Origin of the sequence: Pseudoalteromonas sp. DY56-GL22, from assembly GCF_041414715.1 — a bacterium.
In the GTDB taxonomy this organism is placed as follows: domain Bacteria; phylum Pseudomonadota; class Gammaproteobacteria; order Enterobacterales; family Alteromonadaceae; genus Pseudoalteromonas; species Pseudoalteromonas simplex.
On sequence record NZ_JANHZR010000007.1, the window covers coordinates 122,365 to 149,189 of the forward strand.

26 protein-coding genes are annotated in these 26,825 nt (G+C 41.1%); 8 read left to right on the forward strand and 18 right to left on the reverse strand.

The features are described 5' to 3' along the window. Positions 1-15 precede the first annotated feature (15 nt). Together NO991_RS15665 and NO991_RS15670 are read left to right on the forward strand one after the other, a co-directional pair. A complete protein-coding gene (locus tag NO991_RS15665) occupies positions 16-1,146 on the forward strand; it encodes a 1-acyl-sn-glycerol-3-phosphate acyltransferase (protein WP_300581430.1) in 1,131 nt (376 codons plus the stop codon). 99 nt (positions 1,147-1,245) lie between these two features. After that, positions 1,246-1,491: a DUF1289 domain-containing protein gene (locus NO991_RS15670; protein WP_138598880.1), complete on the forward strand. Its 246-nt coding sequence runs from the start codon at positions 1,246-1,248 to the stop codon at positions 1,489-1,491. On the opposite strand, the gene NO991_RS15675 is transcribed toward NO991_RS15670, so the two are convergent. Then, a complete protein-coding gene (locus tag NO991_RS15675) occupies positions 1,488-2,192 on the reverse strand; it encodes a transporter substrate-binding domain-containing protein (protein ID WP_166338838.1) in 705 nt (234 codons plus the stop codon). The two genes, NO991_RS15670 and NO991_RS15675, sit on opposite strands and share 4 nt — an antisense overlap. 151 nt (positions 2,193-2,343) lie before the next feature. Between NO991_RS15675 and NO991_RS15680 the strand changes: the two genes are divergently transcribed. From NO991_RS15680 to NO991_RS15690, 3 genes are read left to right on the forward strand one after another with little or no spacing between them, the layout of a single operon-like run. Beyond that, complete coding sequence (locus tag NO991_RS15680; protein WP_036966037.1) at positions 2,344-2,544, forward strand: DUF3283 family protein; 201 nt, start codon at positions 2,344-2,346, stop codon at positions 2,542-2,544. Between the two features lie 2 nt (positions 2,545-2,546). Then, the gene (locus NO991_RS15685) at positions 2,547-2,972 is read left to right on the forward strand and encodes a GNAT family N-acetyltransferase (protein ID WP_054552678.1); all 426 of its coding nucleotides are present in this window, start codon (positions 2,547-2,549) and stop codon (positions 2,970-2,972) included. 15 nt (positions 2,973-2,987) lie between these two features. Further along, positions 2,988-7,493 (forward strand): EAL domain-containing protein, encoded by a 4,506-nt coding sequence (locus NO991_RS15690; RefSeq protein ID WP_300360353.1) that lies wholly within the window; start codon positions 2,988-2,990, stop codon positions 7,491-7,493. A 21-nt stretch (positions 7,494-7,514) separates the two neighbouring features. Here NO991_RS15690 and NO991_RS15695 read toward each other — a convergent pair whose 3' ends face one another. Continuing rightward, positions 7,515-8,468, reverse strand: coding sequence for an ion transporter (locus NO991_RS15695; protein WP_300360374.1), 954 nt, complete (start codon positions 8,466-8,468; stop codon positions 7,515-7,517). A 9-nt stretch (positions 8,469-8,477) separates the two neighbouring features. Then, the gene (locus tag NO991_RS15700) at positions 8,478-11,147 is read right to left on the reverse strand and encodes a bifunctional acetate--CoA ligase family protein/GNAT family N-acetyltransferase (protein ID WP_054552675.1); all 2,670 of its coding nucleotides are present in this window, start codon (positions 11,145-11,147) and stop codon (positions 8,478-8,480) included. A gap of 169 nt (positions 11,148-11,316) precedes the next feature. Between NO991_RS15700 and NO991_RS15705 the strand changes: the two genes are divergently transcribed. Further along, the gene (locus tag NO991_RS15705) at positions 11,317-12,033 is read left to right on the forward strand and encodes an SIMPL domain-containing protein (RefSeq protein ID WP_054552674.1); all 717 of its coding nucleotides are present in this window, start codon (positions 11,317-11,319) and stop codon (positions 12,031-12,033) included. On the opposite strand, the gene NO991_RS15710 is transcribed toward NO991_RS15705, so the two are convergent. The 9 genes from NO991_RS15710 to NO991_RS15750 all read right to left on the reverse strand — a co-directional run bounded on the left by NO991_RS15710 (position 12,022) and on the right by NO991_RS15750 (position 20,287). Beyond that, positions 12,022-13,278 carry a lipopolysaccharide biosynthesis protein gene (locus NO991_RS15710; RefSeq protein WP_138616268.1) on the reverse strand — a complete coding sequence of 419 codons (1,257 nt, stop codon included), beginning with the start codon at positions 13,276-13,278 and terminating at the stop codon, positions 12,022-12,024. The two genes, NO991_RS15705 and NO991_RS15710, sit on opposite strands and share 12 nt — an antisense overlap. 4 nt (positions 13,279-13,282) lie before the next feature. Next, on the reverse strand, positions 13,283-13,966 hold the full coding sequence (locus NO991_RS15715; protein WP_138598886.1) for a hypothetical protein: 684 nt from the start codon (positions 13,964-13,966) through the stop codon (positions 13,283-13,285). A gap of 99 nt (positions 13,967-14,065) precedes the next feature. Continuing rightward, on the reverse strand, positions 14,066-15,901 hold the full coding sequence (locus NO991_RS15720; protein ID WP_138598887.1) for a DUF885 family protein: 1,836 nt from the start codon (positions 15,899-15,901) through the stop codon (positions 14,066-14,068). Positions 15,902-15,941: 40 nt separating this feature from the next. After that, complete coding sequence (gene hemW / locus NO991_RS15725; RefSeq protein ID WP_300360359.1) at positions 15,942-17,075, reverse strand: radical SAM family heme chaperone HemW; 1,134 nt, start codon at positions 17,073-17,075, stop codon at positions 15,942-15,944. Next, entirely contained in the window at positions 17,072-17,671 is a 600-nt protein-coding gene (locus tag NO991_RS15730) for an XTP/dITP diphosphatase (RefSeq protein WP_300360361.1), read from the reverse strand. The genes hemW and NO991_RS15730 overlap by 4 nt, the downstream gene beginning before the upstream one ends. A 7-nt stretch (positions 17,672-17,678) precedes the next feature. After that, entirely contained in the window at positions 17,679-18,119 is a 441-nt protein-coding gene (locus NO991_RS15735) for a DUF4426 domain-containing protein (protein ID WP_054552668.1), read from the reverse strand. Between the two features lie 58 nt (positions 18,120-18,177). Next, the gene (locus NO991_RS15740; RefSeq protein ID WP_058586592.1) at positions 18,178-18,711 is read right to left on the reverse strand and encodes a YggT family protein; all 534 of its coding nucleotides are present in this window, start codon (positions 18,709-18,711) and stop codon (positions 18,178-18,180) included. Positions 18,712-18,734: 23 nt separating this feature from the next. After that, positions 18,735-19,556: a pyrroline-5-carboxylate reductase gene (gene proC, locus NO991_RS15745; RefSeq protein WP_138616272.1), complete on the reverse strand. Its 822-nt coding sequence runs from the start codon at positions 19,554-19,556 to the stop codon at positions 18,735-18,737. Positions 19,557-19,573: 17 nt separating this feature from the next. Then, on the reverse strand, positions 19,574-20,287 hold the full coding sequence (locus NO991_RS15750) for a YggS family pyridoxal phosphate-dependent enzyme (protein ID WP_235373226.1): 714 nt from the start codon (positions 20,285-20,287) through the stop codon (positions 19,574-19,576). A gap of 2 nt (positions 20,288-20,289) precedes the next feature. Here NO991_RS15750 and NO991_RS15755 point away from each other — a divergent pair, with 2 nt between their 5' ends. Together NO991_RS15755 and NO991_RS15760 are read left to right on the forward strand one after the other, a co-directional pair. Next, positions 20,290-21,330: a type IV pilus twitching motility protein PilT gene (locus NO991_RS15755; RefSeq protein WP_054552664.1), complete on the forward strand. Its 1,041-nt coding sequence runs from the start codon at positions 20,290-20,292 to the stop codon at positions 21,328-21,330. Positions 21,331-21,344: 14 nt separating this feature from the next. Then, the gene (locus tag NO991_RS15760) at positions 21,345-22,478 is read left to right on the forward strand and encodes a PilT/PilU family type 4a pilus ATPase (RefSeq protein WP_054552663.1); all 1,134 of its coding nucleotides are present in this window, start codon (positions 21,345-21,347) and stop codon (positions 22,476-22,478) included. Between the two features lie 67 nt (positions 22,479-22,545). On the opposite strand, the gene ruvX is transcribed toward NO991_RS15760, so the two are convergent. The 6 genes from ruvX to NO991_RS15790 all read right to left on the reverse strand — a co-directional run bounded on the left by ruvX (position 22,546) and on the right by NO991_RS15790 (position 26,806). After that, positions 22,546-22,995, reverse strand: coding sequence for a Holliday junction resolvase RuvX (gene ruvX, locus NO991_RS15765; protein WP_054552662.1), 450 nt, complete (start codon positions 22,993-22,995; stop codon positions 22,546-22,548). Between the two features lie 20 nt (positions 22,996-23,015). Beyond that, complete coding sequence (locus NO991_RS15770; RefSeq protein ID WP_054552661.1) at positions 23,016-23,573, reverse strand: YqgE/AlgH family protein; 558 nt, start codon at positions 23,571-23,573, stop codon at positions 23,016-23,018. A gap of 24 nt (positions 23,574-23,597) precedes the next feature. Beyond that, entirely contained in the window at positions 23,598-24,551 is a 954-nt protein-coding gene (gene gshB / locus NO991_RS15775; protein ID WP_300360372.1) for a glutathione synthase, read from the reverse strand. A 68-nt stretch (positions 24,552-24,619) separates the two neighbouring features. Then, positions 24,620-25,354, reverse strand: a complete 735-nt coding sequence (gene rsmE / locus NO991_RS15780) for a 16S rRNA (uracil(1498)-N(3))-methyltransferase (protein WP_166338850.1) — start codon at positions 25,352-25,354, stop codon at positions 24,620-24,622. A 62-nt stretch (positions 25,355-25,416) separates the two neighbouring features. Continuing rightward, positions 25,417-25,884 carry a hypothetical protein gene (locus tag NO991_RS15785; protein WP_054552658.1) on the reverse strand — a complete coding sequence of 156 codons (468 nt, stop codon included), beginning with the start codon at positions 25,882-25,884 and terminating at the stop codon, positions 25,417-25,419. 28 nt (positions 25,885-25,912) lie between these two features. Then, a complete protein-coding gene (locus NO991_RS15790) occupies positions 25,913-26,806 on the reverse strand; it encodes a hypothetical protein (RefSeq protein WP_054552657.1) in 894 nt (297 codons plus the stop codon). Positions 26,807-26,825: the final 19 nt, after the last annotated feature.

Sequence of the window (26,825 nt, forward strand, 5' to 3'; positions counted from 1 at the left end):
TTAAGTAGTTTTTTAATGAGTGAAAGTGTGGATAAATACGCCGACATAAGACCTTACAATGATGATGAAGTAGCTGATTCAGTAGCGCGTTTGATTGCTGATAATGCCTTTGTAGATGTAATCGCTAAGTATAACCTACCGCGCTTTTTATCGAACTTCCCATTTATTACTCGCCCATTAGTGCGCAGTCAGCTGCGTAAAAAGTGGGGCAACACCGCATCGGTTGAGCAAGTTCAGCATGAAGTGGCTGATTATTTAAATAAACTAATCACCCGTACGACTTCAGAAGTAACGTTTTCGGGCATCGATAAACTAGACCCAAAACAAGCTTACTTATTTATCTCTAATCACCGCGATATAGTGCTTGATCCTGCGCTCGTTAATTGGGGCTTGTTCAAGCACAACATGCCGACAGTTCGTATCGCAATTGGTGATAACTTACTGCAAATTCCTTATATCACTGAGTTAATGCGTTTAAACAAGAGCTTTATTGTGAAGCGCTCAGCGAAAGCACCGAAAGAGATGCTAAAAGCGCTGTCGCAGCTGTCTGCTTATATTTATGACTCACTTGCTGAAGGCCACTCAATCTGGATAGCGCAAAAAGAAGGCCGAGCAAAAGACGGTTTTGACCAAACAGATCCTGCCCTGCTTAAAATGTTGCAATTACAAGGCCGCAAGCAGAAGAAAGAGTTTGCTGAATACGTACGCGAATTAAAAATTGTACCTGTGTCTATCTCTTATCAATACGAGCCATGCGCGATTGCTAAAGCGAAAGAGCTTTATCATAAACAGCAACATGGCCAGTATGTGAAACAGCAGGGTGAAGACATAGCTAGTATTGTTGAAGGTTTTAGCACCGCCAAAGGGCATGTACATTTAGCGTTTGGCGAGCCAATTGAGTCGGGCTGTGAATCGCCTGAAGAGCTGGCAAAAACTATTGATCAGCAAATTGTTGATTCGTTTTTCTTACACCCAGGCAATTATATTGCAGGTGGTTGTACGCAAGCTGTGATTGATGAAAAAGATGCCGCTGCATTTAATGAGCGTATCGCAAAAGTGCCAGAGGAGTTAAAGCCTTTGGTATTAGCTATGTACGCTAAGCCTTTTCATCGTAAAGCAGAACTTGCAACAAGCGAGTCTAGGTAAGCGAAACAAATAGTTTAAGAAGCCACTTTTTAAAGTGGCTTTTTTTATGGTTAATTTTCAGGCTATACTTTTAATATTACTTATTAACCGGCATTTGTGATGCAACAGATTGAAATATTTGAAATTCCAAGCCCTTGCAAAGGGATATGCCAAGTTAATAACCGGGGTTATTGTAAAGGCTGCTATCGTAGTCGTGATGAGCGATTTTATTGGAATAAGTTTACCAATGCAGAAAAACGTAAAGTGATCAGTCTATGCCAACAGCGTTACAAACGTTACCTTCAGAAAAAGCAACAAACTGAAAATCAACAATCAACGCCTGAGCAAGGAGGGTTTGATTTCTAAAATTCGGTGAGATTGTACTTTGATTTTAAAAATTGCACCGTGCCATTTTCATCAAATTCCTCTAGTACTCTAGTTAGTTTGGGTATTAGTTTCTCATGACGTTTATGAACAAAATGATAGCTCTGCATTGGCATCAGCACTTGTTTGTGAAATGCATCTTGATCAAAGTCAGGGTGTTTAGTTGATAACATAAAATCGAGTAAAATTGCGCCTTCAACACGATTTTGCGTAAGTAGATTCAATTGAGCCGTGACATTTCTAACTTTTATTACATCACCTTTAAAAGGGTGTCGTTCAATGTAACTCTGTGCTGCAGGGTAACTTGATTGGATTGCGAGCGATTTTAGTTTTGGGTAATAGCATGTTTTGCAGTTTTTTAGCAGGATTAAATTAAAATCAAATAAAGGGTAGTTCACTTTTATTAAGTTTGGATAGCCTTCTTTGACATCAGCAATGCGACCAAGCTGACCATCTAATACACCTTGATTTGCGGCTTCCAGCGCATTTTGATGGCTAAAATCAATGATACTTATTTCGTAGCCAATTTCTTTATAGGCCATTTTAAGTAAATCAATAACAAAGCGAGCTTGTGGAGTATCAGCAGGACGATTAAAAAAGAGAGTGTGGGTATTGGCTAAACTTGAAAAGCAAAAGAATAATAATAAAAAGGCGAATCTGTGGCTCAGATATTTTGACAACATGCGTTCCTTGCGTACATAAATTGCTCGTTAATTTACTGGCAAGTGTTGCTAAAATCAAGTTTCGTCAGAGGCTTTTTTGGGCTAATTTATCGGATTAAACGGTTTGAATTTTGTTATACTAGATAAATCAAATTATTAAAGCTGAGAAAGTATGAGTTTCAATTTATGTAAATTGCCAAGAGAGCAAAAATATCAAATTCAATTGGACTACGAAGCATCATTTTGGGCTTATCAAATAAAGCGCGGTAAAAATACGCGTGAAGGTGTTTATACTGCAATAAATAATCGTCCTATGTCTGAGCAGGCTTTTCTTAAGCAACAATTTGAGCATTACCTTTCGTTAATGAGCTAGTCATGGCAGCGTTTAGATTTTGTTTACTTGAGCCAATTAAAACGCCGTTAGTAAATAAATTTTATGATAAACACAATGCACGTGGCCGAGCAACCAAGGCTGACCAAGTATGGGTTGCCTATAAAGATTCTGAGATAATCGCGGCGTGTAGAGTACAAGACCAATCAGGGCTATTATTTTTGTCTACTCTTTATGTAGATGAATTATGGCGTGGTCAAAGGGTTGCTTCGCAGCTACTTGCGGCCGTAACCGCTCGGCAAAAGAAGGTTGTTTTTACCTTCGTGTACCAAAATCTGATTGATTTTTATCTACAAAATGGGTTTAACTATATATTAACATTACCAAACTCCTTGCAATCACTATTTGAACTTTATGCACACCGAAAAATTGTTGCGATGCACTTTACGCGTGACACAGTGCCAAGTTAGCAATTTGGAACGTCAATGACTAAGTTCTTTTCTAGTATAACCATTTTTTTATTTTTGAGCTTTATCTTGTTTAGCCACTGCGCTTATTCACAGGTTAAACGGTTATCAACCAGCGAAGGCTTATCGCAAAGTTATGTAAACACCATGCTCATTGATAACAGTGGCTATCTTTGGCTATCGACTGAGGGGGGGCTTAATCGCTACGACGGCTATCAGGTTGTTCATATCAAAGGACCTAATGGTGAGCTTGAAGATGCCATCATTGACCGTATTTACCAAGATCCTCAAGGCTATATTTGGATAGCTTCGCTACAAGCGGGTTTATTCCGTTATGATCCCACTTCCGATACTTATCAGCAGTTTATTGCTAAACCCACCACAGAAGAGCAAATTTTTATTGAGTCGGTGTTTAGTATGGTGGCTGTTGATGACAAAACACTATGGCTTGGTCGGGGTTGGGACTTTGCCAAGTTGGATTTAGAAACAAAACAAGTCACTTCAATTTTTGAAATCCCTGAGCGTGTAAAAAGCAGTGTTATAAGAGAGCTGTATGCTTATAACGGATTCATTTTTATGGGCACAAGTAATGGCGCTTATGTATATCAAATTGCTAGCGGTGAGGTTCGTAAGCTTGAGCACTTACAGCAAAAACCAAGTCATATTTATCAAAATTATGTGAAATCATTTGCAGTAATCGATCAAACAACTCTACTAGTCGGTGCTGTCAGAGGTTTGTATCAAGTTGATATCAGTAATTTAGAAGCGATGTTTGAGACTCCTAATAAGCCTTTCTCTAATAAAACCTTAATAAAAGATTTGAATATTTGGACCATTATTCAAGAAAAAGATGCGATTACTTTAGGTACGGATAAAGGGTTGTTTGAATATGACCTAGTAACAGCAGAGCTTAATAAAAATAAGCGTTTACGGGAAGGCGGCTATACGTTAGCTGATAACAGTATTATTGATGTTGTAAAAGATAAATCGGGTGGCATGTGGCTGGCGACAAAAAATGATGGGGCCTTTTATTTATCTTATGATAATTACAACTTTATTAATGTGACTGCTAACTCACTGAGAGGTGATGGTTTATCACATCACTCGATTTGGAGTATTGCGGAGTTTAAAAATAGGCTTTGGCTGGCCACACACAACGGTTTAACAGCGGTTGACTTACAGACTAACGAAAGTGAAGTGTTCTTAAAAGACTACCAAGTTGACTTAATAACGACAGAGTTCAGCGTTTACCAAATAATGCCCTATAAAGATAAGTTGTGGTTACACACTAACAGGGGAATTTTGAGTTTTGATCCAGACACAAAACAAGCGTCACCTGTTAAGGCTGCAAATCCTGAAAATCAGGTTTTAATAAACGACTGGGTGCATGGCATATTATTAATGCCCTCGGGTGATCTTTACTATGTCCACCCTGATTACGGCATGTTTGTATACAATATTGATAGCCAAAAAGTGACCCGACTTGGTGGGAAATTTGATGAATTTGAGCCATTTTTAGCTTATGGGTTCTTACCCGCCTTATCTTCTAAGCCCGATGCGCCTTTATTTTATAATGCAGGTATTTTATATCAGGTTGATCCGCAGTCTTTCGAGTTGACAACGATTTATACTGTTCCCGAGCAACACGAAAATGTAGCCGTTAATGTGATGTCATACATCATAGATAATAACAATGTACTGTGGTTATCGCTTTCTAACTTTGGCTTGATCGGCCTAGATGCTAGCACTTATGAGCATATCTATACCATTGACCTTGAAAAAAATAAATTAGGAACCTTGTTATATGACATGGTACTTGATGAAGCGGGTATGATTTGGATGAGCAGCCATAAAGGCCTTTGGCGGCTTAATCCTAATAATCTTCATTTTCAACAATTTACAGGCTCGGAGGGGCTATTCTCTACAGAGTTTAATAGTGGTGCTTTCACAAAGCTTGAGTCAGGGCAAATTGTATATGGAACGCTCAAAGGGTTTACTTACTTTTCTCCTATGGATAACCACTACCAGCAAGCTTTAATTGATCACGTTAATATTACTAATCTTGATTTAATGTCTCGTGATCTACCTGCCGAGCTAAAGCAGCCTATTGATAGTGTCGTTCTTGAGCATGATGACATAGGTCTAGAAGTTGCCTTTTCGGCAATGGCATTTAATTATCAAGAACGTATCATTTATGAGTATCAACTCGGTGATGGTCAAAAAACCTATACCCGTAACAACAACCGGGTGTTATTCCCAAAACTTAGTGCGGGTAAGTATCAACTCAAAGTATGGGCAAAAGATCCATTAACAGGGGAGTTAACGCCACCCGCTATATTAAATATTGAAGTAAAGTACCCACTTTGGCGTGCTCCGCAATTCATTGTTTTGTATGTTTTATTAGTTGCACTTTTTGTCGCTGCTTGGGTTTTTAGACGAAATCGTATGCAACAAATTTTGCTTGCCGCCCATAAAGAAAGTAAAGAAAGTGAAGCACGCTTAAAGTTAGCGCTTGAAGGGAGTCATTCAGGTGTGTGGGATTGGTCTTCACAAAGTCCAATTATATATCAACCGCGCCTTAAGAATGAGCTAGGCTATGAAACAGACAGTGTTAATTTAGATGATTACTTAGCAAGAATTCACCCTCACGATAAGCAAACTTTCCGCTTAGAGTGGTTAGAGTTTTTATCAACACAAAAAGGTTATTTTAATTGCACCTACCGATTACGCCATGCTGATGGCAATTGGCGCTGGTATAAAGATTTTGGCAAAGTAGTTGAGTGGCAAGATAATGCGCCAGAAAAAGTAGCCGGTACCTATACCAATATGACACGAGAGCTCGTATTTGAAGAAAACGCGCGCTTGTTTGGTGCAGCGTTTGAGCAAACTCGCGATTGGGTGTTTATCTTAGATAAAAATCTGCGAATTCGAGCTACTAACAAATCATTTCAAGATGCATTTGGTTTTCCGGCTGAACCTCGTTCTAGTCGCTCGCTAACACTCGGTTTGTCTATTGCTGCCCGCATACATTATTTAAGAGTGATGCAAAAGCTGCAGTCTGGCGAGCATTTCTCAGCTGAAGACGTTGTAGAGGTAGCAACTGGTGAAAAGCGCCAAGTATTAATTAAAATTAGTGCTGTTGCAGGAAGTAATCGTCAGCTAGATAGTTACGTCATAATCGTGACTGATATTAGCGCGCAAAAATTGGCGGAGAGTGAATTACACTTATTGGCTAACTATGACGCCTTAACAGGTTTGCCAAATAAAACCTTATTTAATGACCGAGTTAATCACGCAATTGAGCAAGCTGCTTATCATCAAAATAAAGTCGCTTTGCTAAATATTAATATTAAACGCTTTAAATATTTTAATGATTCACTCGGTCGGGAAGAGTCAGACGAGTTACTGAAACGTGTTGCTAAACGTCTAAAGCAAGTTCTCAGACCGCAAGATAGTCTTGCACGTTTTGATGGTGATGAGTTTGTTATTTTAGCTGAAGACTTTAAACAAGTAGATGAGCTTTTATCATTGTGTGGACGAGTGATGGATAGTGTTGAAACGCATATCGAGCTCAGCCAACAAGCAGTAAAAGTAAACTTCAGTGTGGGAGTTGCTGTTTATCCTGATGATGCGCAAACCACCAAAGCATTATTAAAAGCATCTAATGTGGCTCTGTATCACGCCAAACAACTGGTCGAAGGTGGTTATCAGTTTTATAAGCAAGAAATGAACTTACAAGTGCAACGTACTTTGCATTTAGAATCGCAGTTAAGTAAAGCTTACCAAGAACATGAGTTTTGTAACTTTTATCAGCCAATAGTAAGTGCTGAGTCACGCCAAGTCGCGGGGCTAGAAGTACTTTTACGTTGGCCAAATAAAGATGAATATAAGCCTGAAGATTTTGCGAACGCAGCAGAAAGCTCAGGGTTAATTACCAAAATAATGCTGCAGACTTTATCACGAGCTTTGATTGAGCTTCGTCAATGGCGCACGACGCATCCTGATTTATATATTTCGATTAATTTATCTGCTCTTGATTTTGAAAGTGTAAACTTAGTTGAAAATATTCATAAGGCGCTTGAAGCTAGTAAAGTGCCTGCCAGTGCGGTGGTTTTTGAAATTACTGAATCAGTCATGATGCATGATTCAGATAAAGCACAGCAGAGCATGGATAAACTCAAGGCCCTTGGTTGTCGGATTTATATGGATGACTTTGGAACTGGCTATGCGTCACTGACCTACTTAAAACGCTTTCCGGTTGATGTGCTAAAAATTGATAAAAGCTTTGTTAATGATATTGGTATTGATAAAGGTGATGAAGCGATTATCAACTCAACGCTTACGCTGGCAAAAAGCTTGGGTAAAGAATGTGTTGCCGAAGGCGTTGAAAACCGCACTCAATTGCAGTTCTTACGCTCTTTAGGCTGTGAGTACTTTCAAGGTTATCTATTTAGTAAACCTGTAGCAGGTGATGAAGTAAAAGCGCTTTTAGACACCCTGTGGGATGATGAGTTTTTAGGGTAAAGCCAAAGCTTTACCCTTTAGTTAATTTTGGCGTTTACCGCAGTGGCGGCAATATAAATTACGATTGCGGTTTTTAAGTTCGTTATGAATCGCTTTGTTCGCCTCTTGCTGACTTAAGCCTAGTTTATAGCGTAAGTTCTCTAAATGTTCTTCTTCAACTGGCGATAAGTGGCCGTCTTCAATGGCTTCATGTACTGCATCGGTAAACACTTGTCTGCGTTTACGTAACTGTTCAGAAAAGCTTGAAGCTAGCAAACCAGTTGGAATTGCCACCATGCCCATACTCACTAGTGTGATAGCACCACCAAATAAGCGGCCTAGAGGAGTCACAGGCACCACATCGCCATAACCAACGGTTGTAAGTGTCACCATGGCCCACCACATTGCAGCAGGTATAGAGCCAAATTTATCGGGCTGCACATCATGTTCAATTAAATAAATACCGCATGAGGCGATGATCAAGACCACGGCCATTATAAAAAATGCAGCAAGCAGTGAACTGCTTTCTTCTTTGAACGAGTTTAGTAATAGCTGCATCGCTCTTGAATAACGAGTGAGCTTAAAAATACGCATTAACCTAAGTACTCGTAAGAAACGTAAATCAACACTCACAAACATCATTAGAATGGTGGGTAAAATCGCAATGAGATCAATCAGCGCCATGGGCGAGAAGAAATACCTAATACGAATCTTTGAGTTTGTCAGCGTGCTTTCTTTGTGCACGCTTTTATCTACACATGACCAAAGCCTGAGCACATATTCTAGGCTGAAAATAGCAACAGAAATCAGCTCAATCATTAAAAATTCATAATGATACTGCTTTGCTAAAGGGCCAACCGACTCCAAAACAATTGCCACTACATTGATCATGATCAGCGACATCAAAAACACGTCAAGTGCGCGTCCTACACGTCGATATTTACCATTACCTTCAAAAACTCGTGCAGTGTAATTTCTTAAACGATGCAAAATAATGATCCAGTTTTAGTTAAGTTTTAGCACCATATTAATGCTGCCTTCTTCAAAGTCGCGGGTGATCTTAAACCCGAGTTTTCTTGCCAGCTCAATCATGCCAGTATTTTCAGGTAAAGTGATTCCTGAAATTTGTTTAACGCCTTGGTTTTTACAATGCTCAATCGCCGCATTCATTAATATTGTACCAAGCCCTAAACCTTGGCAATCAGAGCGCACCACAATTGCAAACTCAGCATCGAGCTTGTCTGGATCCATTAACACTCGAGATACCCCTAATGTACAGGCTGAACCATTTTGCTCTTGGCTGACAATAAACGCCATTTCTCGGTCATAATCAATTTGCGTCATTTTCGCGAGCTGATCATGATTAAATTGCGGTAATTCACCGAAGAAGCGCTTATATCTGTCTTCTTTGCTTAATGATTGATCAAACTCTAAGTGTGCTTGCTCATCTTCCGGTTTGATAGGTCTTAACTGTGCTTGGGTATTATTTTTAAGGGTTACTTCTTTAACTAATTCAATTGGGTAGGGACGAATACACAAGCGTTTACGGTTCGCTTTTGCTTTATAACGGCTAAGACCAATGGTCGCATCAAGGACCAAAAACTGCCCGTTACTGGCTAAAATTGGATTAAGTTCAACACTGGTGATATCAGGTTGATCGATAACCAGCTGCGAAATACGGGTGAGTAGGGCGCATAAACGGTATTTATCGACTTTTTCTGGTAGCACGCGGTCTTTAAGTACGCCTTTATCGTGCGCCGCAGCTATTAGGTATTTTGCCAAGTTCATATTAAGTGGCGGTAATGCCACTGCTGCTTGTGCGAACTCAAGTCCGGTGCCAGCTTCACCTAGTAAAATCACCGGACCAAAGTTAGGCTCTGTTTTGATGGCGATACGTAGCTCATTAGCACCTGCTCGCGGCGCCATTTTTTGCAGTGAAAAACCTTCAATATGGGCATCAGGGTAGGTGTTTTTGATTCGTAGCAGCATGGCAAAGGCTGTTTGCTCAACTTCTTGCGCATCATTTAAATTAAGAACAACACCACCGACTTCTGATTTAGAAGGAATACTTGGGCTAATTAGTTTTAACGCTACCGGAAAACCGAGCTCAATAGCTTGTTCTTTGGCTTCTGTTGGCGTGTAAGCAACCTCAGTTTGAATACAATCAATACCATAATGAGTGAGAATTTGACTAGCTTCATGGGTTGATAAATAGCTTTGCTCTTCGGCTAAAAACTCGCTCACCACAGAGCGTGCAGCGTCTTTATTTATTTTTGCATCATCGGTGTTCGATTCTGGCGTTTGCGTTAAATGTTTTTGGTTACGACGATAACTTACCAAGTGCATAAACGCACCAACCGCACCTTCAGGTGTACGGTAGGTTGGAATAGCGTTATTGGTACAGACTTTACGTGCAGCATAGGCGGCATCTTCACCCATAAAGTTAGTCATAACATAAGGGCGAGCCATTTTTGGGATTTTTTCCAAGGTTTCAACAATGATCTCTGCATAGTCTTCACTCGGTGCAAGTGCTGAAGGGGTATGAATGATCAGCAAGTTTTTAACTTCTTTAGCTTGTAGTAAGATTTCTAAGGCTTGTTGATAGCGTCTTGGCGCTGAGTCACCAAAAATGTCCACCGGATTTGAGGTCATTTCTGATTGCGGGATGACTTTATTAAGCGCAGCTCTAGTCTCATCGCTAAGCTCAGCCAGCTTTCCTGAGCTTTGCAAGAGCGTATCCACAGCCATGACACCTGGGCCGCCGCCATTGGTTAAAATGGTTAGCTGCTCGACTTTAAGAAGTTTTGGGTGCATTGCCAGCGTTTGTGTCGCAGCGAAAAGCTCTCGTAAGTCGTTTACCCTAAGCATACCTGCTCGCTGAAATAGCGCATCATAGACTGCATCTGAGCTTTGTTTGCCACCAGTGTGTATTTCTGCAGCTAGGGCACCAGCACTGGTTTTACCGGTTTTAATGGCGATTACGGGTTTGCTAAACGCAGCGGCTCGCGCTGCGGAAATAAAGCTGCGAATATCTTCAATATTATCGATATATAACAAAATAGCTTTAGTTTTTGCATCTCGGCCTAAAAAGTCGAGTAACTCATCAAAGTCGATATCTAGGCAATCACCCACAGATACAAAATATGAAAAGCCAATTTCTTTGTTTTTCGCCCAATCTAGAATGGTTGAGCAAACAGCCGCAGATTGCGATACAAAAGCAAGCTTTCCTGGGCTTGCAACCGTATGTGAAAAGCTGGCATTTAAACCAATATGAGGAATAAGTAAGCCCAAACAATTAGGCCCAAGTAAAGAGACATTTGCCTCAGCAGCTGCTTCTTTTAATGCGTGCTTTTGGTCGACGTTTAAACCCGCTGCAATTACCACCGCATGCTTACAACCAAGTTCTCCAAGCTCATTAATGATGTTAATTAAAGTATTTTTATTAGTACAAATAACCGCAAGGTCGGGCACTTTAGGTAGTGCAGCAATGCTTGGGTAGGCTAATACCCCGTGTACAGCGCTGTGATTTAAACTAACAGGCATGATTGGGCCTTTAAAGCCCCCCTGTAGTAAATTACGCATCACCACAAAGCCCGCTCGGTTAGGGGAATTTGAGGCGCCAATCACCGCGACCGATTTAGGATTAAAAAATTGGCTAATACGTTTAACGCTCATGCTGTTTCCTTCGCTTGCGATGTTTGTTAAAACTTCAGGGTCTGTTAAGTTTAATACACTCAAACTAGAACCGACACGCTTCCAAAGTATTAAAAGTTATACTCATAAGATAACCTGTTTATAACTACTTTTCGAGTCAAAAACAGTGACCTACATCAAGGAGAAAAGCATGAATAAAGCGCAACCATTTAATATCGTTATTGCAGCGTGTGCATTGGCGGTCGGTTTGCTCGGATTAGGTTTTATATTGAAAAGTGCAGCCCTTGATGTAAAGGGCATGGAGCGCACAGTTCATGTTAAAGGGCTAGCAGAAATGGAAGTGCCAGCCGACACCGTTATCTGGCCGTTACAGTTTTCTGATGCCGATAACAACCTTGAAAAACTAGTGGGTCGAGTTGAAGAGAAAAGTGATGCGGTTGTGGCTTTTTTAAAACTACATGGTTTTAGTGATGAAGAAATCAGCCTTGGTAGCCAATCGATTATTGATAAACAAGCTCGCGAATATGGCGGCGAGAATCAGCAGTTTCGTTATATTGCTCGTAATAATGTCATTGTTTATTCAAATGATATTGAAAAAGTGCAAAATGCCTTAGGCGCAGTAAGCCAATTAGCCAAACAAGGCATTGCGATAGTACAAGATAATTACGAAACGCGGATTCAATATTTATTTAATGGCTTAAATGAAATTAAGCCAAATATGATTCAAGAAGCAACCGAAAAAGCCCGCGAAGTAGCAATGAAATTTGCCAAAGATTCACAGTCTAAATTAGGTAAAATTAAAACAGCGCGTCAGGGGCAGTTTTCAATTTCTGATAGAGATTCAAACACACCTCAGCTGAAAAAAGTGCGTGTAGTTACCAGTGTTGAATATTATCTATCTGACTAAACCCAATACCACAGATAAAGGTAGCCGCATGCGTGTGCACACAATCACCATGCGGCAAATCGCTCCAAGCATAAAGCCGCCACTAAACGCCACAGCCACCCCCAATAAGCCAAACTGATCTTTTAATAGTACTGCCATTAAAACCGTGACACTGGTTGCACCAAGTAAGACATACAAGTTGATAAGCGGGTTGCCTTTTAACTTGATCATGCTACTGGCTAAGATTCTTGCTGGTAATAACAGCTGCCCGAGTAACAGCAGCATTAAAATCCAAAATCCTTCTTGTAATTGGCTTTCGCCATAGAGAGTGAGTAGTGGCTTTGCGAGCAGGGCAAGTAGCAAAATAGCGGCAAAGTTAAAACGCCATACCACTTTCATTAACTCGCTAAGTTGCTGCTCGGTCGTCTCATCGGCCATTAAAATGGGTTTTAAATATTGGTTGGCGGCATTGCCTAAAATAGTCAGTAAGCCAGCAATCACTACTGCAGGAAAGAAGATACTCACGCCTTGTGCACCAAACCATTGATGCACCAGTAAGACATCGAGTTTTGCTACCAACACGGTGCCTGCACCACTGGCGAGCATGATCAATGAGTCTTTACACCATTGCTTGGTTTGGTAGCGGGCAGTGCTTGCAACGATCATTTTTTTGATTAACCAATATTGATAAATGACTACGCACAAGATGCTACAAAACAACAAGATACAAATCTCGACTAACGATAAGTCGCCACGTATCAAGTACACGAAAAAGCAAAACCCCGCTGTTAGCAATTCAAAAATACACTGCTGCGTTATCAAGCCAATTTTTGGTTTATTCAAAGCCACTAAAAAAGCCGATTGGCTTTGCATAATGGCGCCAATCGGCACCAGTAATAGTAAATAGGCCACATGCTCTTGAGCGCTTTGGTGCGGTGAAATAGCCTGAAAGCTAATCACCACAGCAGCGACAAAAATCACCCCGAATAAACACGATGCCGCTAAATAAACATGTTTTAAGCCGCGTAGTAAGTCATGTTGCTGAGCTTTGTAGAGCGGGTAGCTAATACGCATTAAAGATGATGCAAAGCCCATACTCGCAGGTAATAACAAAATTTCACACAGTGCGAGTAACGCCGCGAAAGTACCAAACTCATCAGTACTTAATAACCTTGCAAGGCACAAGGTAAGCACAATACGGCTACCATGGTTAAGGGCGGTAAAACTACTGAGCGATAAAAACGCTTTAACAACATCCTTATTCATGGAGTTATTGATTGAGCGCGTTTAATAACTGTGCCGTTGGCACTTGCAAATAGGCCGCGCAAAGCAGCACTTTACTGTCGCTACTCGTTGCTTGATTGGCACCATAAAATTGCTTAAGGGTATTTACCAAGGCGCTGACTGCGCTCGGGCTGTGACTTTGGTCGACTTCCATCATGGCTAATAATGCAGAGAATTCATGTTTGGCTAGCATCTGAGTCGTGCTGTTTAGCGCTATAAAGCAACCTATAGGAGTGAGCTGCTGCTTATTTAATGTTTTTAACGCAACACCCAAGCTTTCGTTGCTTTCAAATAACATTAACGAACGCAAGTAATTAAAGGGGAGGTTATCAGCCTGACACTGCGTAAATAAATGATGTAATAGGGTGTTACCTTGGTTGTCGGTAATACAAAAAGCATTTTGAAACTTAAGACCAGGCGTGAAAAAGCTCAGTTTATCGATATCATCAATTAAGCCTACAGCTTCACTTGGCAGCGGGCTTGCTTCGAGTAAATGCGCTGCCACATTTTGTAAAAACAAGTATTTAACTTCACTACTGCACGCTAATTGATAGATATGCTGTAATTGTGCCGCTTGCAAAACTCCCGATAAACTTTGGTAATCGGCAATGAGTTCTTTTAACTGATGATGTTGAAGTCGGCTGTTCAATTGCTCAATCGCGCTTTGCATGGAGATACTCGTTTTTTATTATTTATACATTTATAGCTCAACTACTTGTTTAAATAAATAAAAAAGGCCGCTGAGCGGCCTTTTTCAAGTCTTTATTGGTTAAGCTGCTTGTTTCTTAGCAACCCATTGGTCAACAAACTTCTCTAGTACATTTAATGGTACTGCACCATTTTTAAGTACTACATCGTGGAATTCACGAATATCGAATTTATCGCCTAGTTTTTCTTTAGCCGCTTCACGAAGCTCTAAAATTTTCAACATACCTACTTTGTATGCCGTTGCTTGTGAAGGCATTACAATGTGACGCTCAACCATTTTAACGCCATCAGACGTCGCATTCGGTGTGTTATTTACGTAGTAGTCGATACCTTCTTGACGTGTCCACTTCATTGCGTGGATACCTGTATCTACTACTAGGCGACATGCGCGCCATAATTCCATCGCAAGACGACCAAAGTCTGAATAAGGGTCTTCGTATAAGCCCATTTCTTTTGGTACTAGCTCAGAGTATAAACCCCAACCTTCAACATACGCTGTGTAGCCGCCAAACTTACGGAACTTAGGTACACCTTCAAGCTCTTGCGCGATAGCAATTTGCATGTGGTGACCTGGAATACCTTCGTGGTATGCAAGTGCTTCCATTTGGTATGTTGGCATTGCTTCCATGTCGTAAAGGTTTGCGTAATAAATACCTGGGCGTGAGCCATCTGGCGCAGGTTGTTGGTAGAACGCTTTACCTGCTGCTTTTTCACGGAATGCTTCAACTGCTTTAACTTTAAGGTCAGCTTTTGGCTTAACAATGAATAGCTCGTCTAGACGAGATTTCATGTTATCGATAAGCGCTGTTGCTTCATCAAGGTAGCGTTGTTTACCTTCAGCGGTGTTAGGGTAGTAGAACTGCTTATCAGTTTTCATGAATTGCATGAATGCTTTAAGGTCACCTTTAAAGCCTACTTTATCTTTGATTGCACGCATTTCGTCGTGAATGCGCGCGACTTCAGCTAAACCGATAGTGTGGATTTCTTTCGCTGTTAAATCAGTTGTTGTGGTACGTGCTAAAGCGTTGTTGTAGAACGCTTCGCCGTCAGGGAATTTCCAAGCACCATCACGGTCATCAGCGCGTTTTTCTAACTGAGCTAAGAAGTTAATTAGCTTAGTGTAAGAAGGTTTTACTGCTGCTTTTAAGGCTTTTTCAGCGTCGCTGATAAGTGCAGATTTTTCGCTGTCGGCAATCTCTAATGCATTAACTTTACGTTTAAAGTCAGCTAGTAACGTTGAGTCTTCACCGTCATGGAATGGTGCGCCGCGTAAGATATTATTGCTTGAATCAATCACGTGTGGGAAAACAAATTTAGGCGCGATAATGCCTTTATCTGCACGTACTTCAAGGTCTTTGATTAGTTGATCAATAACCGTTGTAACACCATTTAAACGTGAGATATACGCTTTAGCATCAGATACATCGGCAATTTGATGTTGGTTGATTAAAAATGCAGGTATCATCGAGTGAACACCAAACATTTGGTTCACAGGGTAGTTGTAATGGCGCCATTTGAAATCAGCAATTTCGTTTTCTAAGTCTTGCTTTTTAAGGTCATAGCTTACTTTTGTTGCGTCATCTAATAGGTCGCGGTTAATTGCGTTAAGCGCAACTAGGTCAGCTTTAGTTTGTTCAAAGTCTTCTAAAACGCGCTCTTCGCTGCCATCATCCCATTTGTCGTAATCTTTTTTGATGCCCATGTATGTTTGATAAATAGGGCTTTTCATTACATCACGGTTAAAAGTATCTTCGAAGAAGGCGTTAGCTTTATCGATTTCACTTTGTACAGGTTGGCTTTGTACACTTGGTGCAGGCTTCGGTTGCTCTTGCATTTGTTGGCAGCCGCCAAGCAATGCAACACTTACCGCCGCAGCGATGAAGGTCAGTTTACGCATTATCGTTCCTTTGTAGTTGTTAGAAATTTAATTATAATTCTTAAACGAATAATTCTAGCAGGTCATTTAAAAAGCGATGGCCTTTTTGGCTTACCTGCCAGTTATCTTTATCATCAATTAGTAAGCCTTTTGCAATTGCCTCAGTCAAGGCTTGTTCCTGACTTTGCAGTGACAAACTTGTAAGCAAAGGTAAATCAGCTTTGGGGCAGGGTTCGACTAAACGAAAACGATTCATAAAGAATTCAAAAGCTAAGTCGTCTTCTGCTACTTGCCATTGCTGATATAAATACGGTTTGGCAAGATCCATATAACCTCGTGGGTGTTTTACTTTCACCGTACGGGTGATGACTTTATTTTCATCAGTAATTTTACCATGGGCACCGCAGCCGATACCGAGATAATCGCCAAATCGCCAATAATTCAAGTTATGACGGCATTGGTAGCCGGGCTTTGCGTAACCTGAGATCTCGTATTGCTCATAACCTGCTGCGGCGAGTAACGCTTGACCTTGTTCTTGAATATCCCAAAGGGTGTCGTCATGAGGTAAGGTCGGTGGCTTAGAAGCAAACTGCGTATTTGGCTCAATGGTTAGTTGATACCAAGAGATATGAGGAGGATTAAGGGCAATAATTTTTTCAAGGTCGCTCAAGGCATCTTCAACAGATTGCCCTGGCAAGCCATGCATTAAATCAAGATTAAAACTGTTTAGCCCCGCTTGGTGTGCTTGTTTAGCCGCATAACTTGCTTCATCAGCACCATGAATACGGCCAAGGGCTTTTAGCTTGTCATTTTGCATGCTTTGTACACCAATTGAAATACGATTGATGCCAGCGGCAACATATTCTTTAAAGCGACCTGTTTCGACAGTACCAGGGTTTGCCTCTAGGGTAATTTCACAGTCATCAGTTAGGCCAATTAATCTGTCGACTTCACCAAGTAGGCGAGTATAAGCGTCACCGGTTAATAAGCTTGGCGTGCCGCCGCCAATAAAAATGCTGTGGATTTTACGCCCTTGCACTAAGTGCAAATCGGCCTTGAGATCATCAATAAGATGCTGAACGTATTCTTTTTCGGGGATTGTGCCTTTTTGACCATGGCTATTAAAGTCACAGTATGGGCACTTTTGCACGCACCAAGGCACGTGCACATATAAACTTAAAGGCGGTAAACTCACAGGCCGCCTTTTTGCTGCAATTGCGCAAGTAGTTGTTTTAAAGCCTGGCCGCGATGGCTAAGGGCATTTTTTTGCTCTTTAGTTAACTGAGCGCTAGTGCATTGCTCAGATGGTACGTAAAAAACAGGATCATAACCAAAACCACCCTGACCATCTTGGCTATGGGTGATTTCGCCTTCCCAACAGGCACTACAAATAAGCGGTGTTGGGTCGTCGGCGTGACGCATTAATACTAACACACACCAAAAACGCGCACTGCGAACAGGGTTATCAGCAAGCTCTTTTAGTAGCTTGTCGATATTATCTTGATCGCTGGCACCCGCTCCGGCAAAGCGTGCAGAGTACACACCTGGCGCACCATTTAGGCCGTCTACTTCAAGGCCTGAATCATCAGCAATCGCAGGCATGCCTATGATCTTTGCTGCATGGCGCGCTTTAATAATGGCGTTTTCAACAAATGTGGTGCCTGTTTCTGGCACGTCTGGCACTTGAAAATCGCTTTGTGGAACCACGTTAATATTAAGTGGGCTGAGCATGCTTGCCAGCTCTTTTACTTTGCCAGGGTTACCCGTGGCTAAAACCAAGGTGTTGTTCATAGGTCTATTAATCTACGTAAAATTTTTGCTGAAATTTCAGCGTTTGTAGTTTGCCGTTTTGATTAATTTCGATATCAAAACGGTAAATTTCTTCGTTGCTGTAATCGATTTGCGCGAGGTAATAAATCGCATCGCCTTCAACAACTTCTTTAAATGTAAGCTGCTTTTTATTACCAAGTAGGTTACGTGCAGTGCCAGTTAAAGTTGCTGTCTGCGCTGTTTTATCGCTGTTTTTTAATACCGAAATATTAATAATCCCTTTGCTAGGGCTACGCTCTAAATCATAGTTTTTAGCAATGTTTGGCTGAATAAAAGTCGATGGAAATGCAATGTAATGAACTTCCCAAGGGCCAAGAACCTTGTACTGGGCGCCTGCTTGTTCATCAGCTTTGGCAAAGGTTGTAAATAAACTCAATACAATCAAAGAAAAATAAATAAATTGCTTCATGGTATATCTCACTTAACAAAAGAGGCCTTTCGGCCCCTTACTGCTTCACGTTAAACGCTTAGCCAATTAAATCCATTACTAAAAACTGTAAAAACTGTAGACCAATAATCAACACTAAGATTGATAGGTCTAGACCACCTAGTGGTGGGATAATCTTACGAATAGGGCGCAACATTGGCTCAGTTAGCTGGTGGAATACAGCCTCAATAGGGTTGTAGCCTTGGCTTACCCAGCTAAGTAAAGCACGAATAATTAATACCCAAAATAGTAAGTTTAAACCTTCTTTAACGACCGTAATTAACGCTTGAATAAATACCGGACCTGGCGCCCAAGCGTTATAAAACATCAGAAAAATAACACTGAGTTTGGCTACAGCAACTAAATAAGCAAGCACTAACGAGGCAATATCAAAGCCACCCACTCCTGGGATGATTTTACGAAGTGGGTTCACTGCGAACGAAGTGGCTTTCACCACAAACTGGCTCATAGGATTGTAAAAGTCAGCTTTTGCCGCTTGTAACCAAAAGCGTAAAAGGACCACCATTAAAAAGAGATCAAAAATAATCCCAACTAAAAAGTGCATGGCTTGCATAGTTTTACCTTCAAAAAGTAAGCTTAAAGTTCTTTTTCCATCGCTTCAGCGCGAGCGATACAGGCATCCATTGCATCTGCAACAGTACCGACTAAACCTTGTGATTTAAGATGCTCAACAGCTTCGTGAGTCGTACCACCTTTAGAGGTTACGTTTGCACGTAGCTGAGAAATACTGATGTCTGGTTGCGACAGTGCCATTTCGGCTGCACCCAGTGCTGTTTGTTGTACTAAACGGCGTGCATCTTCATCGCTAAAACCAAGTGCTTTCGCTTTTTCTTCAATTGCTTCCATAAATAAGAAGAAGTAAGCAGGTGATGAGCCTGTAACAGCAATGATGTCGTTGATTTGTGACTCTTGCTCAACCCACACAACAATGCCTGTACACTCAAAAACTTGTTGTACAAACTGGTGCTCTTCAGCGGTTTCACCCGCGCCATACAAACCAGAAACACCACGACCGAGTAATGATGGTGTATTTGGCATACAACGCACCATTTTCACATCTTGACCTAGCATTTCTCGTAAACGGTTTACGGTAAGACCTGCTGCTACTGAAATAAATAGCTTGTCGCTAAAATCAACGCCTGAATCTTGGAATGATTGGCAAAGATCGCCCATCATTTGTGGTTTAACAGATAAGACAATCACATCTGCATCGCGAAGTGCCGCGTTGTTATCCGCGGTAGTCTGCACCCCGAAATCAGCAGCAACCTTAGCTAATTTTTCTTGGTTGCGATTGGTTGCAATGATGTTTTTTGCTGCAAAACCGTTCTTTACCATGCCGCCAATGATGGCGTAGCTCATGTTACCCGTGCCTATAAATGCGATTTTTTTGTCTGACATATGTCTGTTATCACCTTTTAATTTCGTTGGCCAAATATATCCGTGCCAATGCGTACCATGGTTGAACCCGCTGCAATCGCCGCTTCAACATCGTTACTCATACCCATCGACAAGGTGTCTACTTGGGGATATTGGGCCTTTAGTTTATCAAAGCAAGCGCTTAATTGCTCAAAATATTGTAATTGTAGCTGGGCATCGTCGGTTTTGGCAGGAATCGCCATCACACCGCGCAGGCATAAATTAGGGCATTGACTGATAAATTCGGCCAGTGCCATTAGCTCGTCTGGGTGGCAGCCTGACTTAGCCTCTTCTAAACTAATATTAACTTGAATTAATACATTGAGTGGGACTTTGTCGGCTGGTCGTTGCTCATTAAGACGTTTTGCAATTTTAGTGCGGTCAACACTTTGTACCCAATCAAAATGTGAGGCAACTTGGGCACTTTTATTTGATTGAATAGGGCCGATAAAGTGCCAAATAATGTCTTTATAATCAGCCAATGCTGTGACTTTTGTTACCGCTTCTTGAACGTATGATTCGCCAAACTGGCGTTGACCATGCTTATAGGCAGCAATAATATCGTCGGCAGGTTTTGTTTTTGAAACAGCCAATAGGTTGATTGATTGCTCATCGCGGTGATTATTTTTTGCAGCTTGAGCAATTCTTGCGTAGGCGGATGTAAGTCGTTCTGCTATTGTAACCATATAATTATCAGTTGGTTGTGGAGTCATAAATGGATATTACCGAATTATTGGCCTTTAGTGTGCAACACAAAGCCTCGGATTTACACTTGTCATCAGGCGTATCACCTATGATACGTGTTGATGGTGATGTGCGTCGTATTAATATTCCAGCATTAGAACAAAAAGATGTAAATAGTCTGGTATACGATATTATGAACGATAATCAGCGTAAGGACTATGAACAAAATCTCGAAGTGGATTTTTCTTTCGAAGTGCCAAACCTTGCGCGTTTTCGTGTTAACGCATTTAATTCAAACCGTGGTCCTGCGGCGGTGTTTCGTACTATCCCAAGTGATGTTTTAACGCTGGATGATTTAGGTGCCCCAGATATTTTTAAAACCATTGCCGACAATCCACGTGGTTTGGTGCTAGTCACTGGGCCAACGGGTTCGGGTAAATCAACTACGTTAGCGGCGATGGTCGATTATATTAATCAAACTAAACATCACCATATTTTAACTATCGAAGATCCAATCGAATTCGTACATGAAAATAAGCTAAGCCTTATTAACCAACGTGAAGTTCACCGTGATACGCATAGCTTCTCTAATGCACTTAGAAGTGCACTACGTGAAGATCCGGATGTAATCTTAGTGGGTGAGCTGCGTGACCTTGAAACAATCCGCTTAGCAATGACTGCGGCAGAAACGGGGCACTTAGTGTTTGGAACCTTGCATACTACCTCTGCACCAAAAACCATTGACCGTATTATTGACGTGTTCCCAGGTGAAGAAAAAGACATGGTGCGTTCAATGTTGTCAGAATCATTGCGTGCCGTAATCTCGCAAACTTTACTTAAAAAGGTAGGCGGCGGCCGAGTAGCAGCCCATGAAATCATGATCGGTATTCCTGCAATCCGAAATCTGATCCGTGAAGATAAAATTGCGCAAATGTACTCATCAATTCAAACTGGTGCATCGCATGGCATGCAGACCATGGACCAATGTTTAGGTAATTTGGTTAACTACGGCATTATTACTAATGTTGATGCGCGAGCTAAAGCGCAAGATAAAACCCAGTTTGGTGGCTAACGGAGCTATATAAAATGTCTTTACCTTTAAATCATTTTTTGCAAGTCATGATCGACAAAAAAGGCTCTGACTTGTTTGTTTCTAGCCAACTGCCAGTCAGTGCAAAAGTAAACGGTGAATTAATACCTTTAAGCGATGAAAAACTCTCAGATGAGGATTCACTCGCTTTGGTCGAGTCAGCAATGAACGACAAACAGCGCAAAGAATTTCATGACAGTAAAGAGTGTAACTTTGCGATTGCTACTGATGAAGGTCGTTTCCGTGTTTCTGCTTTTTGGCAACGAGACAGGGCTGGAATGGTTATTCGCCGTATCGTAACACAAATTCCTGATGTGAATGAACTTGGTTTGCCATCAACGTTAACCGACGTGATTATGGCAAAACGTGGCTTAGTGCTATTTGTAGGTGGTACTGGTACGGGTAAGTCAACCTCGCTTGCTGCGCTTCTAGGTTATCGTAACCGCAATCAACGTGGTCATATTCTTACTATTGAAGATCCTATCGAATTTGTGCATGAGCACCGTAAAAGCATTATCACTCAACGTGAAGTTGGTCTTGATACAGAAAGCTTTGAATCAGCGCTGAAAAGCTCGTTGCGTCAAGCTCCCGATGTGATCTTAATTGGTGAGATCCGCTCACAAGAAACCATGGAATATGCACTCAGCTTTGCCGAAACTGGTCACTTATGTGTCGCAACACTGCATGCGAACAATGCCAACCAAGCCATTGACCGTATCATGCATTTGGTGCCTAAAGAAAAGCACGATAAGTTAAAGTACGACCTTGCACTAAACCTTCGCGCCATTGTTGCTCAGCAGTTGGTGCCAACTGCCGATGGGGAAGGGCGTGTCGCTGCTATCGAAATTTTGCTTAACTCACCCATGGTGGCAGAGCTTATTAAAAAAGGCGATATCGGCTCTATTAAAGAAACTATGGCTAAATCGAAAGAAATGGGCATGCAGACCTTTGACCAAGCATTATTTGAGCTTTATAAACAGCGCCGCATTAACTATGCTGATGCGCTGCACCATGCTGACTCGCCAAATGACTTACGTTTAATGATTAAGCTACAAAACAATGAACAAAAAGGGGCTGGTTTCTTACAGGGTGTGACTATTGATGGCCTTGACGAAAAAGGTAAATCTTAGTTAAAACAAAAGGGAATTACATGCCAGCACTGTCTGTGCTGGCACTCTTTAAATACGTTGAAGGCGCCTACTCACCATAAAACTGCTCAAAAAAGCTTTCTAAGATAATCACAGCAGACATGTTATCAACATTACCTTTGCCAAGGTTTCGGTAGCCACCTTGTTCGAATAAACGCGCTTTTGCGTCTGCGGTGGTTAGTCGTTCGTCTTGCGTTTCAACCGGTATAGCAAAGTGGTTGTGTAAGCGGTTAGCGAACTTCTTAGCTTTAAAGGTAACTTCTTGATTGGTGCCATCCATATTAAGCGGTAAACCAACCACCATTAAATCTGGTTGCCACTCGTCCACTTGTTTTTTAATTAGTTGCCAATCTGGAATACCATCTTTCGCTTTTACAGCTTGTAAACTTGATGCTGTTCCTGTGAGCTCTTGACCAATGGCAATACCAATACTTTTGGTGCCAAAGTCAAAACCCATTACGGTGCGTTCACCGAGTGCCTTAAACGTTCGTTTTGTCATATTCTTAAAAATTATAAATGTTAAGCATGGCCTGCTTCAGAGCTTAATTGACCGACATCAAAACCCAGCATCGAAACCGCTTTTTCCCAACGTTTTTCAACGGGTGTATTAAAGATGATCTCAGGGTCTGCTTTGATAATTAACCATGAATTCTCCAGCAATTCTTGCTCTAACTGTCCTTGATCCCAACCAGCATAACCCAATGTGATAATAAATTGTTCTGGTGCTTCACTCGTTGTTAGGCTTGCTAACACATCCTTTGAAGTGGTGATCATAATATCACTGCTGAGCTTTTGACTCGCTGCATAACCAGGCTTTGGTGAGTGCAAAACAAAACCGCGATCGGTTTTTACAGGCCCGCCAGCATATACAGCTAAGCCTGCTGCTTGCTTACTTTTATCGTTATCAATTTCGATTTTATCGAGAAGCTCGCCCACGGTGATATTGATAGGCTGGTTAATTACCAAGCCCATCGCACCATCTTGGTTGTGCTCACAAATATACGTAACAGCACGCTTAAAAAAAGGGTCTTGCATGCTTGGCATTGCGATTAAGAAATGGTTCTCTAATGACTGCATAGGTCGCCCCTTTTGTTGTTTAAATTAAGTATGGCTCAGTTTTCTTTCAATGGCATCAAATAAGTGACCAGTGATTGAAATGTCATAAGCAGCTTCAATCTCTTTTACACACGTTGGCGCAGTGACATTGATTTCAGTTAAACGATCGCCAATGATATCTAGACCAACAAAAATAAGGCCTTTTTCTTTCAGTGTAGGTGCAACAGCCTCTGCAATTTTACGGTCTGAATCACTAATTGGACGTGCTTCACCTCTACCACCTGCTGCCAAGTTACCGCGCGTTTCGCCATTTTGCGGGATACGCGCTAGGCAGTACGGCATTACTTCACCATCAACCACAAGAACGCGTTTATCGCCTTGCTTGATTTCAGGGATATAATTTTGTGCCATTGCAAAACGACTACCATGCTCGGTTAATGTTTCGCAGATCACACCAATATTGGCATCATCTTCTTTAACTCTAAAGATAGAAGCACCACCCATACCATCAAGGGGTTTTAAAATAATATCTTTATGCTCAGCTAAAAATACACGAATGTCTGCTTGGCTACGTGTTACTAAAGTATCTGGCGTATGTTCGCTAAACCAAGCCGTGAATAGCTTTTCGTTGGCATCGCGTAAGCTTTGCGGCTTATTGATAACCAGCGTACCAGCTTGCTCAGCACGCTCTAAAATATAGGTAGCGTAGATGTACTCAGTATCAAAAGGCGGATCTTTACGCATTAAAATAACGTCTAAATCAGCTAAAGCAATGGTGGCTTTTTCTTCTAATTCATACCAGTGATTAACATCATCAAATACACGGGCTTTGGCAGCTGTTGCATAGCCTTGACCTTGACGTAGAGAAAGGTCATCCATTTCCATGTAGTAAATTTCGTAACCGCGCTTTTGTGCTTCCATCATCATTGCAAAGCCAGTGTCTTTTTTAATATTAAAGCCACTAATTGGATCAGAGATTATGCCTAGCTTAATTGCCATATTTTTGCCTTAGAATCGTATGCCATACTGTGTTTTGTTACTTTGATATATGGGTATTTTTACTGTTTTCAATTCGCTAAATCGCCAAACTGCAATTGTAATGCGCTCAATACCGTCAGAGCGGCTGTTTCTGTTCGCAGAACACGTGGCCCTAAGCGGATATCAACAAAGTCTTGCTGTTTAGTAATGTTAATTTCTTCATCGGTAAATCCACCTTCAGGACCGACTAAAAAGCGTACCCCTTCACTGGGGATTTGAATCGTTTTAATACTGTGCTCAGCACGCGGGTGCAAAGTAAGTTTAATCGCATCACTTGCTTGTTCTAGCCACTCTTTTATGTCTATAGGCGGGTGTACAACAGGCACAACGTTGCGGCCAGATTGTTCAGCCGCGGCAATTGCAATTTTTTGCCATTGTTGATGTTTTTTAGCAAGGCGATCGCCACTTAGTTTTACGCCACAACGTTGACTAAAAATAGGGGTGATTTCTGTAATACCAAGCTCGACTGATTTTTGAATAGTGAAATCCATTTTATCACCACGAGAAATACCTTGGCCTAAGTGAATCTTTAAAGGCGACTCAACATCATGATCAACAAATTCCTGTGGCTTAACGACCACGTTTTTTTTGCTCACTTCAATAATTTCACTGAGGTATTCACCTCCTTCACCATTAAAAATCGAGACCTTATCACCGACTTGCATGCGCAATACGCGGCCAACATGACCTGCGGCATCATCATCTAGTGCTACTGGGGTGTTTAAAGAAATCGCTGAAGGTTGGTAAATATGTGGAACTCGCATGGCTTTCACTTATCAATAAATTTAGCAATATGGTAAGTATACAGCGGCTTAGGTGCAATTATTTATTTTCTATTTAACTCTTCAGCTAATGGTAAAAGATCTGTCGTCGTTTCAGCGATAGTTGTTTGACAGGAAAGGTGATTTATATGGGCGCTGTCGGGGCAAGGCGCAAAGCTAAAACCTTGTTCTTCTTGTTTTACTAAATAACGTATTTTATGTAGGGAATTGTATATAAATTTTTGTGCATCATCCGCTAATTGGTAATCGGTTAAATTAATTAAAACACCTTTAATGTTGTGGTGTTCATGCAGGTAGCTGGCCAGTTCAGAGACACTTATTTCATTACTGAAGTCGCAATAACAGTAATCTTTTATTAATTCATCAAACATAAGTTTGACCATGTGGCGGCTATTTGCGCCTGCCACAACAAGCGTTGAGCCTTCAACGCTCGCAAAGTAATGCTCAGTAAAGGCTCGGCTAAACTCATTGTCTATATCAACTAGTAAATAATCATTAACTTTAAAGGGCATAGAGTCTCACGGTACTAAAACTTCCGTATCAAATTGAAAACATACTAATAAGTAAATAGCCTATTGCGCCAAAAACGGCAAACTCAATACACGCAATACCAATATTATCTTGATGATCAACTTCAAGAGAAGTATCTATATTCGGTAAAGAAATATACTTAATAATGTAGCTCAAAATATAAAGTAATACCCACATAGCACCGCAATGAGATACCAAAGTGAATAAGTTTTCTACCATCTTACCACTAATAAATGATGCACTGGCAAGACCAGCATAACCGGCAAGAGCAAGGCCAATAGACTTACCCGCGTAGCGAATACCGATGGAAGTATTTTCTAGATTAAAATTACTTTGTAGCGATGCACCTTGGTTAGCTTTTGCAAAACGATACTCACGGATTTTACTATCAAGGGCAAACATACCTTGCAGCACAAAAAAGCTCACTGTGGCGATCAATAAGCTGCTATAGCCTTGGGTATGGCACCAGTTATAAAGACCAAGAGCAATAATACAGTTTGCGATTAGCATGCCTGAATCGACCAAGGCGGCGCAGACATTTTGCTTTAGAATAGCGGCTTCTTCATTAAAGCGATGCAAAATCCATTTACGATGAATTAAATGGCCTATTTTTATAAAAGCAAACAACAGCACAATGAGTAAAAGTACTTTTAGCGGATTAGATTGGGCTGCACTTAAGCTAATCTCATCAAATATATAAGCGATAGTTGCTATAACGACCATGATTTCGCTGGCAAAGCTTATTCCCATGGCAAAGTTATCATGTTGCGCAAGCTCTTCTTTAAGCGCTTGTTTTGCTTTGATTTGCGTTAGAATACGTAGCAGTACTATAGTGGCGCAGATTACAGCGAAACTAATAGCAATCGCGACTAAACTAGTGTTAGATAGTGATAAATATGACATGCAGGTCCCTGCTAAATAA

Coding starts and splice junctions, on each gene's coding strand:
- NO991_RS15665 (WP_300581430.1), top strand. CDS start 16: ATGAGTGAAAGTGTGGATAAATACGCCGACATAAGACCTTACAATGAT.
- NO991_RS15670 (WP_138598880.1), top strand. CDS start 1,246: ATGCAACAGATTGAAATATTTGAAATTCCAAGCCCTTGCAAAGGGATA.
- NO991_RS15675 (WP_166338838.1), bottom strand. CDS start 2,192: ATGTTGTCAAAATATCTGAGCCACAGATTCGCCTTTTTATTATTATTC.
- NO991_RS15680 (WP_036966037.1), top strand. CDS start 2,344: ATGAGTTTCAATTTATGTAAATTGCCAAGAGAGCAAAAATATCAAATT.
- NO991_RS15685 (WP_054552678.1), top strand. CDS start 2,547: ATGGCAGCGTTTAGATTTTGTTTACTTGAGCCAATTAAAACGCCGTTA.
- NO991_RS15690 (WP_300360353.1), top strand. CDS start 2,988: ATGACTAAGTTCTTTTCTAGTATAACCATTTTTTTATTTTTGAGCTTT.
- NO991_RS15700 (WP_054552675.1), bottom strand. CDS start 11,147: ATGAGCGTTAAACGTATTAGCCAATTTTTTAATCCTAAATCGGTCGCG.
- NO991_RS15705 (WP_054552674.1), top strand. CDS start 11,317: ATGAATAAAGCGCAACCATTTAATATCGTTATTGCAGCGTGTGCATTG.
- NO991_RS15710 (WP_138616268.1), bottom strand. CDS start 13,278: ATGAATAAGGATGTTGTTAAAGCGTTTTTATCGCTCAGTAGTTTTACC.
- NO991_RS15715 (WP_138598886.1), bottom strand. CDS start 13,966: ATGCAAAGCGCGATTGAGCAATTGAACAGCCGACTTCAACATCATCAG.
- NO991_RS15720 (WP_138598887.1), bottom strand. CDS start 15,901: ATGCGTAAACTGACCTTCATCGCTGCGGCGGTAAGTGTTGCATTGCTT.
- NO991_RS15730 (WP_300360361.1), bottom strand. CDS start 17,671: ATGAACAACACCTTGGTTTTAGCCACGGGTAACCCTGGCAAAGTAAAA.
- NO991_RS15735 (WP_054552668.1), bottom strand. CDS start 18,119: ATGAAGCAATTTATTTATTTTTCTTTGATTGTATTGAGTTTATTTACA.
- NO991_RS15740 (WP_058586592.1), bottom strand. CDS start 18,711: ATGCAAGCCATGCACTTTTTAGTTGGGATTATTTTTGATCTCTTTTTA.
- proC (WP_138616272.1), bottom strand. CDS start 19,556: ATGTCAGACAAAAAAATCGCATTTATAGGCACGGGTAACATGAGCTAC.
- NO991_RS15750 (WP_235373226.1), bottom strand. CDS start 20,287: ATGACTCCACAACCAACTGATAATTATATGGTTACAATAGCAGAACGA.
- NO991_RS15755 (WP_054552664.1), top strand. CDS start 20,290: ATGGATATTACCGAATTATTGGCCTTTAGTGTGCAACACAAAGCCTCG.
- NO991_RS15760 (WP_054552663.1), top strand. CDS start 21,345: ATGTCTTTACCTTTAAATCATTTTTTGCAAGTCATGATCGACAAAAAA.
- ruvX (WP_054552662.1), bottom strand. CDS start 22,995: ATGACAAAACGAACGTTTAAGGCACTCGGTGAACGCACCGTAATGGGT.
- NO991_RS15770 (WP_054552661.1), bottom strand. CDS start 23,573: ATGCAGTCATTAGAGAACCATTTCTTAATCGCAATGCCAAGCATGCAA.
- gshB (WP_300360372.1), bottom strand. CDS start 24,551: ATGGCAATTAAGCTAGGCATAATCTCTGATCCAATTAGTGGCTTTAAT.
- rsmE (WP_166338850.1), bottom strand. CDS start 25,354: ATGCGAGTTCCACATATTTACCAACCTTCAGCGATTTCTTTAAACACC.
- NO991_RS15785 (WP_054552658.1), bottom strand. CDS start 25,884: ATGCCCTTTAAAGTTAATGATTATTTACTAGTTGATATAGACAATGAG.
- NO991_RS15790 (WP_054552657.1), bottom strand. CDS start 26,806: ATGTCATATTTATCACTATCTAACACTAGTTTAGTCGCGATTGCTATT.